This window comes from Nocardia sp. NPDC051570 (assembly GCF_044454005.1).
GTDB lineage: Bacteria > Actinomycetota > Actinomycetes > Mycobacteriales > Mycobacteriaceae > Nocardia.
Genome location: NZ_JBITDI010000028.1, coordinates 51,888 through 66,076 on the forward strand (window position 1 = coordinate 51,888; position 14,189 = coordinate 66,076).

20 protein-coding genes and 1 tRNA gene are annotated in these 14,189 nt (G+C 64.6%); 7 read left to right on the plus strand and 14 right to left on the minus strand.

All coding sequences use genetic code 11. The features are described 5' to 3' along the window. Positions 1–165 precede the first annotated feature (165 nt). From ACIA76_RS40330 to ACIA76_RS40350, 5 genes are all read left to right on the plus strand, one after another. Entirely contained in the window at positions 166–963 is a 798-nt protein-coding gene (locus ACIA76_RS40330) for an IclR family transcriptional regulator (protein ID WP_397160287.1), read from the plus strand. After that, on the plus strand, positions 960–2,486 hold the full coding sequence (gene glpK / locus ACIA76_RS40335) for a glycerol kinase GlpK (RefSeq protein WP_397160289.1): 1,527 nt from the start codon (positions 960–962) through the stop codon (positions 2,484–2,486). Before ACIA76_RS40330 ends, glpK begins: the two co-directional genes overlap by 4 nt. A gap of 145 nt (positions 2,487–2,631) precedes the next feature. Beyond that, entirely contained in the window at positions 2,632–3,135 is a 504-nt protein-coding gene (locus ACIA76_RS40340; protein WP_397160291.1) for a L,D-transpeptidase, read from the plus strand. Positions 3,136–3,383: 248 nt separating this feature from the next. Then, on the plus strand, positions 3,384–4,127 hold the full coding sequence (locus ACIA76_RS40345; RefSeq protein WP_397160324.1) for an acyl-[acyl-carrier-protein] thioesterase: 744 nt from the start codon (positions 3,384–3,386) through the stop codon (positions 4,125–4,127). Positions 4,128–4,217: 90 nt separating this feature from the next. After that, a tRNA-Pro gene (locus tag ACIA76_RS40350) sits at positions 4,218–4,291 on the plus strand. A gap of 47 nt (positions 4,292–4,338) precedes the next feature. On the opposite strand, the gene xerC is transcribed toward ACIA76_RS40350, so the two are convergent. From xerC to ACIA76_RS40415, 13 genes are all read right to left on the minus strand, one after another. After that, the gene (gene xerC, locus ACIA76_RS40355) at positions 4,339–5,532 is read right to left on the minus strand and encodes a tyrosine recombinase XerC (protein ID WP_397160293.1); all 1,194 of its coding nucleotides are present in this window, start codon (positions 5,530–5,532) and stop codon (positions 4,339–4,341) included. A gap of 11 nt (positions 5,533–5,543) precedes the next feature. Further along, positions 5,544–5,762, minus strand: a complete 219-nt coding sequence (locus ACIA76_RS40360; protein WP_397160294.1) for a helix-turn-helix domain-containing protein — start codon at positions 5,760–5,762, stop codon at positions 5,544–5,546. A 10-nt stretch (positions 5,763–5,772) separates the two neighbouring features. Beyond that, complete coding sequence (locus ACIA76_RS40365) at positions 5,773–7,452, minus strand: replication initiator (RefSeq protein ID WP_397160296.1); 1,680 nt, start codon at positions 7,450–7,452, stop codon at positions 5,773–5,775. Then, complete coding sequence (locus ACIA76_RS40370) at positions 7,452–8,090, minus strand: hypothetical protein (RefSeq protein ID WP_397160298.1); 639 nt, start codon at positions 8,088–8,090, stop codon at positions 7,452–7,454. The genes ACIA76_RS40365 and ACIA76_RS40370 overlap by 1 nt, the downstream gene beginning before the upstream one ends. Positions 8,091–8,093: 3 nt before the next feature. Then, complete coding sequence (locus ACIA76_RS40375; protein ID WP_397160300.1) at positions 8,094–8,270, minus strand: hypothetical protein; 177 nt, start codon at positions 8,268–8,270, stop codon at positions 8,094–8,096. Positions 8,271–8,421: 151 nt separating this feature from the next. Next, positions 8,422–8,655, minus strand: coding sequence for a hypothetical protein (locus tag ACIA76_RS40380; RefSeq protein ID WP_397160302.1), 234 nt, complete (start codon positions 8,653–8,655; stop codon positions 8,422–8,424). Between the two features lie 2 nt (positions 8,656–8,657). Beyond that, complete coding sequence (locus ACIA76_RS40385; RefSeq protein WP_397160304.1) at positions 8,658–8,975, minus strand: hypothetical protein; 318 nt, start codon at positions 8,973–8,975, stop codon at positions 8,658–8,660. Next, positions 8,972–9,175: a hypothetical protein gene (locus tag ACIA76_RS40390; RefSeq protein ID WP_397160306.1), complete on the minus strand. Its 204-nt coding sequence runs from the start codon at positions 9,173–9,175 to the stop codon at positions 8,972–8,974. Before ACIA76_RS40390 ends, ACIA76_RS40385 begins: the two co-directional genes overlap by 4 nt. After that, positions 9,172–10,488 (minus strand): FtsK/SpoIIIE domain-containing protein, encoded by a 1,317-nt coding sequence (locus tag ACIA76_RS40395; RefSeq protein ID WP_397160308.1) that lies wholly within the window; start codon positions 10,486–10,488, stop codon positions 9,172–9,174. Before ACIA76_RS40395 ends, ACIA76_RS40390 begins: the two co-directional genes overlap by 4 nt. 16 nt (positions 10,489–10,504) lie before the next feature. After that, complete coding sequence (locus ACIA76_RS40400; protein WP_397160309.1) at positions 10,505–11,134, minus strand: DUF2637 domain-containing protein; 630 nt, start codon at positions 11,132–11,134, stop codon at positions 10,505–10,507. Beyond that, positions 11,134–11,427 carry a hypothetical protein gene (locus tag ACIA76_RS40405; RefSeq protein WP_397160311.1) on the minus strand — a complete coding sequence of 98 codons (294 nt, stop codon included), beginning with the start codon at positions 11,425–11,427 and terminating at the stop codon, positions 11,134–11,136. The genes ACIA76_RS40400 and ACIA76_RS40405 overlap by 1 nt, the downstream gene beginning before the upstream one ends. Then, positions 11,424–11,687 carry a hypothetical protein gene (locus ACIA76_RS40410; protein WP_397160313.1) on the minus strand — a complete coding sequence of 88 codons (264 nt, stop codon included), beginning with the start codon at positions 11,685–11,687 and terminating at the stop codon, positions 11,424–11,426. The genes ACIA76_RS40405 and ACIA76_RS40410 overlap by 4 nt, the downstream gene beginning before the upstream one ends. After that, positions 11,687–12,172 (minus strand): hypothetical protein, encoded by a 486-nt coding sequence (locus ACIA76_RS40415; protein ID WP_397160315.1) that lies wholly within the window; start codon positions 12,170–12,172, stop codon positions 11,687–11,689. The genes ACIA76_RS40410 and ACIA76_RS40415 overlap by 1 nt, the downstream gene beginning before the upstream one ends. 146 nt (positions 12,173–12,318) lie before the next feature. On the opposite strand from ACIA76_RS40415, the gene ACIA76_RS40420 reads away from it, so the two are divergent. Together ACIA76_RS40420 and ACIA76_RS40425 are read left to right on the plus strand one after the other, a co-directional pair. Next, complete coding sequence (locus ACIA76_RS40420) at positions 12,319–13,056, plus strand: helix-turn-helix domain-containing protein (protein ID WP_397160317.1); 738 nt, start codon at positions 12,319–12,321, stop codon at positions 13,054–13,056. 5 nt (positions 13,057–13,061) lie between these two features. Then, the gene (locus ACIA76_RS40425; protein WP_397160319.1) at positions 13,062–13,544 is read left to right on the plus strand and encodes an NUDIX hydrolase; all 483 of its coding nucleotides are present in this window, start codon (positions 13,062–13,064) and stop codon (positions 13,542–13,544) included. Here the strand turns inward: ACIA76_RS40425 and ACIA76_RS40430 are convergent. After that, positions 13,520–14,047, minus strand: a complete 528-nt coding sequence (locus ACIA76_RS40430; protein ID WP_397160320.1) for an HD domain-containing protein — start codon at positions 14,045–14,047, stop codon at positions 13,520–13,522. The two genes, ACIA76_RS40425 and ACIA76_RS40430, sit on opposite strands and share 25 nt — an antisense overlap. Positions 14,048–14,189 lie beyond the last annotated feature (142 nt).

Below are 14,189 nucleotides of genomic sequence, written 5' to 3' on the forward strand. Positions count from 1 at the left end.
GCGTTCGACATTGTCGAACAGCCGCCGTGGCCGGTCGGACGCGGTGCCACTACTGTCGAGCGATGAATCACAGCGTGACGTAGATCACAACTTTCGTCGGGCTATGTTGCTGAACAGTCACTGCGTGTTCGACATTGTCGAACAGGCGAAGGTAGGTTTACTCGCGTGCCCGGCCCGATCCAATCCATCGAGCGGGCGGCGGCCGTGCTGCGGCTGCTGGCCCGCGGCTCCGGCCCGCTCGGCGTCGGCGATATCGCCGCGGCCCTCGGACTGGCCAAACCCACCGCGCACGGAATACTGCGCACCCTGACCGGCGTCGGCTTCGTCGAACAGGACTCCGTCTCGGGCAAGTATGGGCTCGGCGCTGCCGTGCTGCATCTGGGCGCGGCCTATCTCGATGCCAACGAATTACGCTCACGCGCGATCAACTGGGCCGACGCCCTGGCCGCCCGCACGGGTGAGGCGGTGCGGATCGCGGCCCGCGTCGATGATCGAATCGTGGTGATACATCACGTCTTTCGCCCCGACAACAGCGCACAGGCCCTGGAGGTGGGTGAGCTGCTGCCGCCGCATGCCACCGCGCTGGGCAAGGTGCTGCTGGCCTACGACGCCGATCTGGCCACCATGGTGCGCGCCCGGGAGCTGCCCGCGCTGACCCGGCGCACGATCGTCGACCGGGTCGCGCTCGGTCGCGAGCTCGCGGGGGTGCGCCAGGCCGGATTCGCCAGGGACGCCGGGGAATTCACCCCGGGCGCGGCCGGTATCGCCGCCCCGATCCGGGCCCGCGGCGGACTCGTGGTGGGCGCCATCGGCATTACCGGCGCCCTCGACGCGCTCTGCGACACCCAGCTGCGACCCCGGCCTAGTCTGATCGCGTACGTCCGCGATACGGCAGCGGCCGTGTCGCGGGATCTGGGTGCCGCGCAACGACATTCACTGTCCACAGAAAGCGACCAGGAATGACGCAACGCTATGTGCTGGCCATCGACCAGGGCACCACCTCCACCCGGTGCATCCTGTTCGATCAGCGGGCCCGGCTGGTCGGGGTCACCCAGCGCGAACATCATCAGCACTATCCGCGCCCGGGCTGGGTCGAACAGGACGCCACCGAGATCTGGCGCAACCTCGAGCGGATCCTGCCCCGCGTGCTGCGCGAGGCCGGGGTCGGCGCGGAACAGATCGCGGCCGTGGGGATCGCCAATCAACGCGAGACGACCGTGGTGTGGGATCGGCGCACCGGCGTCCCGATCGGGCGGGCGGTGGTCTGGCAGGATGTGCGCACCGAGGAGCTGGTGCGCGAACTCGAGCGGCGTCCCGGCGCCGAGCGGATCCGCCCGCTGTGCGGCCTGCCGCTGGCCACCTACTTCGCCGCGCCCCGGCTGCGCTGGCTGCTGGACACCACCCCGGGCCTGCGCGAGCGCGCCGAACGCGGGGACGTGCTGTTCGGCACCATCGAGACCTGGCTGATCTGGAATCTCACCGGCGGCGTCGACGGCGGCCTGCACGTCACCGACGTCACCAATGCCAGCCGGACGCTGCTGATGAATCTGGCCACCCTGTCCTGGGACGCGGAACTGCTGGAGTTCTTCGGTATCCCCGCGGCCATGCTGCCGCGTATCCGGCCGTCGACCGCCTCCTACGGCACCACGACGCGGGTGGTGCCCGGCCTGCGCATCGCCGCGGCGCTCGGCGATCAGCACGCGGCGCTGTTCGGCCAAACCTGTTTCGCCCGTGGGGAAACCAAATGCACCTACGGCACCGGCGGATTCCTGATGATGAACACCGGCCGCGAGTTGGTGCAGTCCGAGCGCGGGCTGCTGACCACGATCGGCTATCAGATCGATCGCGACCCGGTCTACGCGCTCGAGGGGCCGATCGCGGTGACCGGCTCACTGGTGCAATGGATTCGCGACAACATCGGTCTGGTCGCCAGCGCCCCGGAGATCGAAACCCTCGCTCGCACAGTCGAAGACAACGGCGGCTGCTATATCGTCCCGGCGTTCTCCGGGCTGTACGCACCGCACTGGCGCGGGGATGCGCGCGGGCTGATCATCGGGCTCACCTCCTACATCACCCGCGGACATCTGGCGCGCGCGGTACTCGAGGCCACGGCCTGGCAGACCCGCGAGGTGGTCGATGCGATGAACGCCGACTCCGGGCTGCAGGCGCGGTCGCTGCGCGTGGACGGCGGCATGACGTCGAACAATCTGTTGATGCAGATCGTCGCGGACGTTCTGGACGTGCCCGTCATGCGCCCGTTCGTCGCCGAGACGGTATCGCTGGGCGCGGCCTATGCCGCCGGGCTGTCGGTCGGCTACTGGCCCGATCTCGAGGGGCTGCGGCGCAATTGGCGGGTGGCCGCGCAGTGGACCCCGCGGATGGATCCGGACCTGCGGGCCGACGAATACGACAACTGGAAACGCGCGGTCGAGCTGACCTTCGGCTGGTTGCGCGCCGATCGGGGCCGCCGCGCCGCGGCTCGGTGAGCGACTGTCGCGAAATCCCTGTGGCCGGGCCGCGCGCGGGCCACAATGATCACGATTCACCTCCTGCTTGTTTTCGTGCTCGTGCCGAAGAAGTAGTCCCTCGCCCCACCCGCAGGTGGGCAGGACGGGATAGAGAGGTAGTCGAATGAGCAAGTTGCGTTTGCTCGGACATGCGGTGCTCGGCGGCATCGCCGCACTGGCGGTGGCCGCGCCCGCCCACGCCGAACCGCTCTGGTCCGGCGGTCCCGACATTTCCGATATTCCCGGCGCCGGAACGCTGGTCGGGCCCGCCCAGATCAAGGCGCCGTGCACCTCGCCCGACACCCGCGCCTGCCTGCAGCTGTCCAGTAACGAGGGCTGGCTGATGGATCACGGCCGCGTCACCTACGGCCCCACCCCGATCTCCCATGGCCGCCCCGGATACGAGACGCCCCCGGGCATCTTCCGCGCCGCGTTCAAGAAGGAGTACCACTGGAGCACCATGCACAACGCGGAGATGCGGTGGGCGATCTTCTTCAACGGTGATATCGCCACCCATATCGGTCCGGTCGACGAGCAGTCGCACGGCTGCATCCGGATGGTGCCGGAGGGGGCCAAGGCCTTCTACGACTACATCAATCCGGGCGACCAATTCGAGGTCGTGCGGTAATCCGATGTGACGCTCGGCGTTCCGGCGCCCGTGGTGCGAATGCGCACCCCGGGCGCCGCCATGTGTAGATACACCTTGAAGCGAGCCGGGCCCCGCACTGAAAACGTTGGAAAGCTGCACTACTCTCGGCTTCGATCACGCTCTGTTCGATGCACCGTCGCTCGACGCAGGTTCTCTCGAATCCCATATCTCTGGAGGTCGTGCCGATGCCGCAGCTCGTGGGCCCCCCGCTTCCGGCGCTGGAACCGATGTTCCGCCCGCTCGCCCCGGTCCCCGAGACCGGGCATATCTTCGATGTCGAACGGCGCCTGGGCACCGTCGATATGGACGAACATCAGTACCTGCGCATCGACGGCATCGCCCGGCACCTGCAGGACGCCGGCGTCGACCACCTCGCGCATACCGGCGCGATGGACGACCACCCGCACTGGATCGTGCGCCGCACCGTGATCGATGTGCTGCGCCCCGTCGAATGGCCGGCCCGATTGCGGGTGCGGCGCTGGTGTTCGGCCCTGTCCTCACGCTGGCTGAACATGCGGGTGCGCATCGACGCCCCCGGCGGCGGGCTCATCGAGACCGAGGGCTTCTGGATCCACATGAACAAGGAGGCGATGAGCCCCTCGCGCCTGTCCGACCGCTTCTTCGACCTCATGGCAAGCACCGCCACCGACCAGCGCCTGCGCTGGAAGCAATGGCTCACCGCCCCCCTCCCGCCCGCCCCCGGCATCCCGTTCCCCTTGCGCCGCACCGATATCGACCACTTCGAACACGTCACCAACACCGCCTACTGGCACGCGGTCCACGAATACGCTTCCCCCGCAACCACCCTCACCGCCGCCCCCCACCGCTACATCCTGGAATACAACAAGCCCATCCACTTCGGCGAACCCCTCCACCTGCACCCCCTCCACACCCCCGACTCCCTGACCCTCTACTTCACCGTCGACTCCGACATCCGAGCAGTGGCCCAAGTCCTCCCCCTGCTCTCCTGACCCGACACGAAACCCCCATTCTCCTGCCGATTTGGTCCAGACCCCGGTAGGTGGGGTAATCTCTTCGAGCACCCGCCGGAGCGGATGCAGCGGGCTGTGGCGCAGCTTGGTAGCGCACTTGACTGGGGGTCAAGGGGTCGCAGGTTCGAATCCTGTCAGCCCGACACGGAAAAACCCTCTCTGACCTTGGTCGGAGAGGGTTCTTTGCATTTCAAACGACCCGGAGAGCGGGACCAGAACGGGACCGCAGGTGCTTGGATAGCTTGTCACCAGCCCCGGTGACCTCACGCAGATCAGGATGAAGGTACTTCTCCGTCGTCCGGCTGTCGGCGTGCCCGGCGATCTTCTGCAACACATGCAGCGGCACACCGGCGTCCGCCATCCACGTCAGCCCGGTATGCCGAAGATCATGCCGACGCAGATAGTCGTAGCCGAGTTTGCCGACCACCTCATCCCAATGCGTGGCATCCCGCAGCACACCCGTAGCGATTCGGCCACCACGCGGGCCACGGAACAACCGGGCATCCGGATTGTCTCGGCCTGCCGCCTCCAACCGAGCTGACACCAACGTGCGCACCTCTTCGATCAGCGGAACCACCCGAGCCCGATTTCCTTTGGTGCCCTTGTCATCCAGTCCACCCGGTGACGGCGTGGTCTGGCGGCGCACCATCCACGTCCACGTACTCGTGTCGATGTCACGCACCCGACACCCGGACACCTCCCCGATACGCGCCGCGGTGCACGCCGCGAAGACCACCACCTCACCCCAGCCCCGATAGCGATCGGCCGACCGTTCCACCAACGCATTCGCCAGCGTCGTCAGCGCCGCCCAATCCGGAAGCGCAAGCGACCGCGGATCGTCGAGTTCGTCTTCGATCTGCTGATACAGCTTCTGCCAGCCCCGAATATGCGCCGGATTGTCCTCCCGCAGGCCATCCCGCTTGGCCTGTTCCATCACCCGCACCAGCATCGCGAGACTGTTCTTCACTGTCGATTTGCTGGCACCTGTATTGATCCACCCGACCACCGCGCGGTCCACCGCACCGTTCGTGATCATGGACACCGGAAGGTGACCGAGGGCCGGAACAATCCGCTTGCGCCAACCCGCTTTGTACGGATCGCCGGTCTTCTTCTCCAATCCCCGCAACGCGAGTTCGAGATTCGTGTCTCCGTATTCCGACAGCCGCATGGTTGCCGCCTTCGGGTCGATACCCAGAGCTGCTTTCCGCTTCAGGTAGTCGATCCATTCTTCGGCCTCCTCCCGGGTCGCGAACGGCTGCACAATCGCCGGGCGCTTCTTGGTGCCCGGCACCGTCCATCGCGCTCGGGCCTTGAACGGCCGTTTCCCGTAATCTGCTCGTTCCTCGACATCGAACGAGATGCGCACGCCGACAGGGAGATTCACCGGGTTTGACATCATGCCGCTGCCGCAGCCGGGTCAGTCCGATGAGCTCGGAGGAACGCCTCGATGTCCTCTCCGCTGTACATCACCACGCGCGGAGACACCCGGACATATGCCGGGCCGTACGGCGGATCAGCAGTACGCCACCGCCTCATGCTGGATGGATCGACACCGAGCACCTTCGCAGCCTGTCTCGTCGTGAACCATTCGCCATGAACCAGGTTGGTATCCATTCTCCACCCCTCACGCAGCCGTCGAAGTTGCCGAACTATTCGAATTGCCAGGTGGTTCGGCGGCCATCCGGGCTCTCAGGTACTCCGCGCGCCACACGGACCGGCGGGAGATCGCGCCCATGATCAGGTACTCGCGCAGGGGTCGCTGCGTGTCACCGGGTTCGACCGGGGTGACCTTCAGATATGAGGTATCAGGTTTGACGATGCCGACCGCGGCGAGCATTTGCCGAACAAACTCGACCCGATCGGCCCGGTGATCCGGAAGCGTCTTACCCGACCAACGCCGCGACACCAGCACACGGCGGCCGGGCAGGCCGAGAGTGTCGCGGCGGTGGGCTTTGCCCTTGCAGCGACCAGGGACGGTCTTGTCGCTGGCGCCGCGGGGCACGATGCCGTATTCCAGCCACACCGGACACTGCGGTGAACACGGCACATGCTGCAACGCGGCATGCAACCGGTCGTAATGCTCAGCAGCCCGGTCCGAGCGCGGTTCGACAATCTCGCTGATCGACTTCACCAGGTACTTCGTGACGTAACCGATGGTCTTGCCCGCCTTCTCCGCGATCACACCCTGAATGTGCTTGCGGTCCATCTGCTCACCGAACCGGACCACGTGCGCGGGTTGCCGCTGCGGGGCATCCAGCGCGGTATCCCAATCGGTGAGCGGTTCACCGGTTATCGGGTCCACGAACGCGGCTCTGCGCCTGTCCCACACCGGCTGATGGCCGCCGCCGTAGATACGGTTCTCTGGATCGAAGTACGGCCACCACACCTGGTGATACGTCGCCGCGGTCACCTGGCGAAGAATCTCCCGCGAGACCGCGCCACGAATCAGGATGTGCAGGTGCGGGGCACCGCGCAGCTGTGGTTCCACCGTCGCGAAATACTGCACGTCCCAGCCGACCGCGCGGCGCAGGTTCTGAATCCAGCGGTCCACCAGCTTGGAGAAGAACACGATATCGCGTGCCTGTGTGGTGTAGTCGTAGCCGCCAGGATTCACCGGCGACCCGTCCGAGCACGGCTTGCCCTTCTCGTCGGTGGCGCCGTCGGTGTTGATGCGCCCGTAGGAGGGCATGGTGAGAGTGACGAACATGCTCGGCCGGTACAACTCCGCGAACACCTTCCCGAGCGTGCGCCGCTCCACCTTCCTGCGAGGCAGATTCGGGGCGTCCTGCCGCCTGCGAGTCGAGCGCCGACGCCGATCCTTCGCGGTAGCGTCCACGGCCGGGAGACGACCACGCAGACCGGTTTCCCGCAACTCCCGGTCCAGATCCCGGATCACCTCCTCCCGGATAACAGTCGCCAACTCCTCATCCCCGTCAGCGACGGCCTGCCGGTACTCGGTGACCAGATCAGCACGGGCGGTGAGCAATTCGATTTGCTGCTCGGTCGGCTCCACCGTGTAGGGGACCGGTTCTTCCCCGATGTGCCAGCCCTCCCGGCACTGCGCGATCCGCAGCAGGCGATGAGCTTTCGCACACGCCGGGCACACCGACTCGATCGTGGACTTGCACGGTGCGCCCTCGTAGGTGACCGTGCCCGTCTTCGGGTCCTCCACCCGCATCGGGATCGGCCGCTGGCACACATCGAACTTCTCCGCCGCCGCATGCGCGATATCGAGCAGGTCCGGCTGGGCACGACGTTCCGCCGCAGTCTGCCGGGTTGAGGTGTTCTCGTCGATCTCGGTCATCAGGCAGCGTCCTTCCGGTAGCCGCGGTCGAGGCGGGGCAGGGTGATGGTGTCGGCAAGCGAATCGGTCCGGCGCAGAACCAGCTCGATCAGGCCGGGGCCGACGATGGTGGCGCGGCATCCGTGCGCGCCGAAGGTGTGGGCGATCCGGTCGACACGGCTTTCGTAGTCGGCGGGGCACTGGCCCTCGAGCATCCGCACCCGCACCCGATCCAGAGCGCCACCGATCCGCACTGACACCAGCCGCGGCACCAACGTCGAATCCTCCCGAGTGACAGTGAGATTGCAGGCACGAAGGTATTTCGCCCAGCGACGGTGGTAGCGCCACCAGGTGAGGAACCGGGCACGGGCCCGCGAGATGATCCACCGCTCGAAGGTCTGCGGACTCCTGAGTCGCCACAGCACCATCACCGCGATGAACACCCCGACCACCACGACACCGGCCACCCACGACACCCACACCCCGACAGCCACCGCGACCCCGATCGGGATCGAGACCATCGGGAACAGCAGCGCCCACCACGCCACCACGAACCCCGCCCGAATGATCTGCCACACCAGCTCCATCACCGCGGCGGCAATCATGTCGAATGGATCATGAGAGCTGTTGGCGTGCTGCGTATTTCGATCCTGATTCATTGATCAGTCCTTTCCAGGGGTGAACAGGGAGAGTTGTCCGTCGCAGTCCCACCGAGGAGCATCGGGCAGCTTGCGGTGGCGGTCCTTGGGCTTGCGGACCTGAGCGGCGGCCTTCGCGACGATCGGATTGACTTGCGGCTGAGTGGTTTTCGTCGCCGGAGGCTCTTTTCGGCTGGTCATTGACGATCACCTTCGTCGTCTTCGTCGGGTCCGAATGGCTCGTACGGTTCGCAGTGGCCGCACTCGTAACAGCGCATGATCGAGCCGCCGAGCGGGCCGAACGGCTGCACATACATCGGAATGCCGCAACAGGGATACGCTCTGGTCTCGGTCATGCCGCCCAGCCCTCTCCGTCGTCGAAGTTGCCGTTGTCGACGCTGTCGTTCCAGCCGGGCACGTGACCGGTCTCGGCCCACAACTGCACTGCCGCGGTGACCGGATCCAATCCGGCGCGGTTGTAGTGGCAGCGCCGACGAGCGCGGAGATCGACCACGGCGTCGATCGCTTCGTCTTCCAGACGTTGTGCCAGACGAGAGCGGAATGGCTGAATATCGTTGTCATGCATGGTCATTCCTCGATTTCTGTGTCGGAGATGCCGCATCGGGTGCAGGTGCGGGGACGGTTCTTCTCGCCCAGCGGCCAACGGCGAGGTTCTGGGAAGAGGTGGCCCTGCTGCGCGCATCGGGCAGTAGCGATGCAGCCGTCGCACAGGACGCGGTCCCCGTCGTAGACCCAGCCGATCCCCGCACCGCGAGCGGCGATATAGGAAATCGCCTGAGCAATGGAGGCGAAACACAAGCTGTCGTACCGGAATTCGGTATAGGTGTCGCCGCAGGAATCGCAATACACGACCACATGCGCTTCGATAACGAATCCGGTCCTCATGACAGCTCCTCATCCGACAGGCCCGCCACCGTTGTCACCGATGCCGCGGTGAAAGCGGCAGTCACCCCGTAGAAGTCCATTTCGCGGGCCCGGGTGATGTGGACCGTGAAGCCTGCCTCCACCATCTGAGCCAGTACCTCAGCCACATGCTCAGCGGTCCCGGTCACCTCCACCCGAGCCAGGACCATGCGCGCATTCATGCCGCCAACCCCTCACCATCGCCGGGGATCTCGTCGCCGAGGTCATCAGGGTCGAAACCGCTGTAATCGGCCTGCGGAGCGAAATCGGGCTGTTCGGGGGCATACGCCTCGACAATGGCGTCGATATCCTCGTTCGACACCCAAAACGCCCGCACCCGAACGAACTCGGCGGTGCCGTCCTCCCCGACATAACCGACACCCGGTGTGCTGTCCGGGATCTCGTCGCAACGGGCACCCCGATCACGGGCACCGTGACCGTGCACCATCGCCGTCTGCGTCGGCTCATCCAACCGCAGGCCGATCCGGACCGGGAACAGTTGCCGGTTGGGCATGGTCTCCTTGGACGGGTCCTGCAACGCGGCGATCACCGACACCCCGACCGCGCGGCCCTGCGACAACAGCAACCCCGTCAACCGGCGGAACTCCTCCTGCTGCTCACGAGTCGCATACGACGACAGGGCAGCGGCCTCGTCGATGATGATCAGGATCAGCGGCTCGTCGATGCTCGGAACGTGTTTGCGGACACCGGCTTCCATCAACCGGGCCGCCCGCTCCTGCATCACCGTGACGGCCTCGGTGAGCATGGCGATGATGCGGTCACCGTCGTATTCGAAACGCACCCACAACCGGCGGCCGCGGCCGAATTCCATGCCGCCCTTGGGATCTGCCATCCAGATATCGACGATCCCGGCTTTCACCGCCGGGCCGATACCAGCGATGATCGACCACAGCACCGAGCCCTTCCCGGACCCCATCGCCCCGGCGAGCAGGATGTGGGCGTAAAGCACCTTCAGCAGCCACACGAACCCGTCTTCGCGGACACCGACCGGAACCGCCTCCAGGTCCACCCCATCGGGGACCGCCACCGGCACCATTGCCGAGGCAGCGAGCGTGTCGTACACGCGCACCTGAAGACGGACCCAGCCCGGCTCGGGCGAGATCACGGTCACCCGAGCCACCCCCAAGTAGTGGGCGAGCTTGTCGCGGGTCTCGTCGTTGTTCCAGTCCTTGAACGACTGCCCGCCCAGCATCTGGAACTCCACCACCAAGCCCTGCCGGTCGTAGTCGCAGAACTCCAGCCGCGGGAACCCGGTCGCCACCGCACCGAGACCGACCGCACGCAGCATCAACGCGGTATGCATCGGGTCGCACAACACCAACACCGCAGGCCGCAACTCCGGCGGAGCCGCCGCGGCGATCTCTTGCGCGGACTGCTCCCGCCCCGCACGCGGACGACCAGGCCACGGGAACAACCACGCCAGGAAGGCCACGCCACCCACCAGGCCGAACAGCCAGGGAATGAACACGATCATTGCCAGGAACTCCTTGTCAGGACACCGCGAACGGCAGCGCCTGTTGCTGCACTGGACGCGGAGGACGAATAGGGCGCACCCGAGGCCGAACCGGCGGGGCGGGTGCAGGATTGGGGCGGGCAACCGGCTCAGGCGAGTCCGGCCACACCGAAGACGAATCGAGCGAATCAGCCTCTGCCACAGACGATTCCGAGGATGACATAGGCTCCGGGATCGGGTCGGCAACCGGTGTCGACTCCTCCCGGGTAACGCGGAACAGCATCACCAGCCCATGCGTGTCCACCAACAGACCGATCGGGGCAATAGCCGCAACCAAGGCACACAGCAGACCGGGCAGCTCATGACCACCCACGACGGCATGCAAGCTGTTGCCAGCCACCGACACCACCGCGCCCGCAACCAGAACCCAGGTGAACCAGCAGCGGGCCTTCGCGGTATTCGCCAGCACCAGCACACCCGCGGTGGCCTGAAGGATGGTGCCGTCCACGATCACCGGGAACAGCCACGCATCCGAGGACGGAATATGCGCCAGCACCGCCAGATCCCGCAGAGTGGCGAAGGACAGGCGGAACGCGGCAGCGCCGACGCCCACGATCACCAAGACCGCGAACACCCGCGCTGCCAACATCCCCTTGCGCGTGGACATCACGCACTCGCCTGCTCAGGGCCGTCATAGAGCGCATCCAGCTGGAACTGCATGCGGTCCAACTGCGCGCAGATCGCGGGGAACTCGTCCATCTGCTTGCGCATCGAGCGAAGCTCGCCCGCCTGCTCCAGTGTCAGCAGCTCGACTTGAACCTCACCGGCCCAGTCTTCGAGCCTCGCAACCCGGTCCATCAGCGCGAAGACCTTGCCCAACCCGATACCGAGCAGAGTCACCACCAACACGAACAAGGCCACCACGATCGACCAATCGGCCAACGCATACAGCTGCATCACGCCACCGCCTTCACAGGCGCATCAGCGGCGGCCACGTACTCGGCGTACTCATGCTCGGCCAGCACATTCGGCAGCGCATCCGCCAAGGCGCGAGCATCCTCGATGGTCAGCATGGCCGTGACGGCACCCAACCTCACGTAGATATAGGCCGGGACACGCGACTCATACCGGTTCTCCGGGCCGTAGTGCTCCACCTTCTCAGGCCAATACTCGGCCGACCGGAACTCGAAATGCGTTGTGGCAGTGACCCAAGACGACATCACGCAGCCGCCTTCCCACTGGCCGGACGCGAGGCACCCGGATCAGCCGGAGGCTGCTTGGCACCAGAGTTGTCGCCCTTGATCCCGGTCGCCCGATACTGGTAGCCCAGGTACTTGTACTCGCCCTGACCCATCACCTTCGGCTCCGCGGTCAAGCCCTCCAGCTCGATCCACCACAGGTCAGTACCCGGAGCAACCTGCTCACCGGCCGGGATCGGCTGATGCGGCGCAACGAACGTGATCTCGAACGACGCCCGCTTACCCTTGCCGTCACTGGCCTCATGCGGATCGGTCACCGTCGCCTTCCACAACGGCAGACCCGACCCCTCACCCGTCTTCGGGTCGAAGTCGAACATCTGCTCCTGCAACGCATTCCGGTCCGGGTTGTACTTGATCGCCGGAACGATCGCCGTCATCAACATCAACCGCTGCGGGAACGCCTTGCTGTGATCAATCGGGAACTGGTGGCCCTTGGGGATCGCCATGTCGTGAACTCCCTTGTCGTGGTGTTGATTTCGCCTGTCGGTCACCAGCTGTGGTGCTCGACACACTTAGAATCGCGCGACATATAGGGACGCAAAAACCTGAGAATGGGGACATTTGGGGACACTTCTAGGTGTAGGATGTCCCTGTGGCGAACGAACGGCTCCGCGGTGCGATGGCCGCCGCAAATTTCTCTAAGAACGGCCTTGCCGAGGTTCTTGAGGTTGGGCCGAAAACCGTTGAGCGATGGCTCACTCAGGATCGGCAGCCCCATCCGAGCATGCGTTTGAAGGTTGCTCGCGCCTTGGGATGCGAAGAGACGTACCTCTGGCCAGAACTGTTGTCAGGCAGTCGATCAGCTGCTGCGTCCCTCTCGGAGATCGTTCAGATCTGGCCGACCCGTTCTCAAGTGCCCTATGAGGTCTGGCGGTCACTAATGCGCCAGGCTCACACCAACATCCAGATCCTCGTGTATGCAGGTGGTTTCCTCGTCGAGTCGCTCGACTTCGTCAATGTCGTACGCGCCAAGTCGGAAGAGGGCGCTGAGATTCGAATCCTCCTGGGTGATGGCGACTCCGAAAACGTTCGAGCCCGGTCGCGCGAGGAGGGGCTGGCATCGTTGCCGCAACGATGCCATTCCACGCTCGAATACCTCTGGGAGACATCGCATCTGCCACGAGTCGACATCAGGACTCATCACACTCCGCTGTACAACAGCATCTATCGCTTCGACGACTCGATGCTTGTCAACACCCACAGCTATGGTGCCTACGCCGCCAAGTCACCCGTGCAGCACCTGCAACAAGTACCAGGCGGCCACTTGTTCGAGTACTACCGCGAATCATTCGAAGCAGTCTGGGCTACTGCCCGTCGAGCAGTACTGTGAGGTGCATGGGACGACGCATCGACTACCACGACGACCCGAACGCCCCCGCCGCTAACAGTGTCCGACCTAGCGCCGGAGCATTCGTCCAGCGTGATGATGCCGTGTTGCTCATTTGTCGATCCGACAACGGCAACTGGTCAATGCCCGGCGGCGCACATGACCCGGGCGAATCACTCAGTCGGACCGCAGTGCGAGAGACGCAGGAAGAGACTGGCGTAAATGTCCATTTGACTGGGATAGTCGGAATATTCACTAACCCAACTCATGTAATCCACTACACCAGCAACGACGAAGTTCGGCAGGAATTCACGATCATCTATCGAGCCGAACCGATTAGCGGCGAACCAACTCCTAGCGACGAGAGCATACTTGTCGAATGGGTTCCAATCGACAAGATCGCAAGCCTCCAAATGGATCCTAGCCAGCGCAAGCGGATCAATTGGGCGCTATCTGAGGGCGAACCTTACATCGACCCCGAGGCGCGCTGAACTGCTGCCCGCAGCAACGGCTCAGCTCGAGTAATAGCAGTGTGGACAACGCTGCCTTCCTCGTATCGCGTGAGGATCTCGTCTATGCGCTCGTCGAATGTCAACGTCTCACCGTTTGGGCCAGTGGTCATGTCTGCCCACCACACGAGATCAGTCGCCTGTGCCAGGCCAGGCACGTCTGGCGCTTGAAACGGCTCGAAAATCGCTTTACCCAAACCTCGGACGTCCGCCTCAACTCTGCTTGCTGAATGAAATGCGACGATATGGCAAACGCATTCCGGAAACCCTTGACTCTGCAATAGGTTCGCGCCGTCAATCGGATGGAACCCAATGATCGGATGCCCATATCCGACATCGTGCAAATAAGCCGCCAATATTGTCATCGACCGAATTTCCTTGGGCAGCAAATCAGACCTTGACTCCACTTTGCGACCAACCTCTATCGAATGCGCCCGCCGCGCATTTGTCAGAGGCTCCAGTAATTCGGTAATGGTGGAGTCCATTGGACCAGTCTAGCTGACTCCGGACAGACACTATTTCCCGAGGTGGTTACAGAGACTGAATTCGTGATGTCGTCATGAGCTGAGGGGTGCGAGGCCGGTTGCTGTGAGGCAGCCGTCGATCAGGTGGGGCCGGTGCTGAATA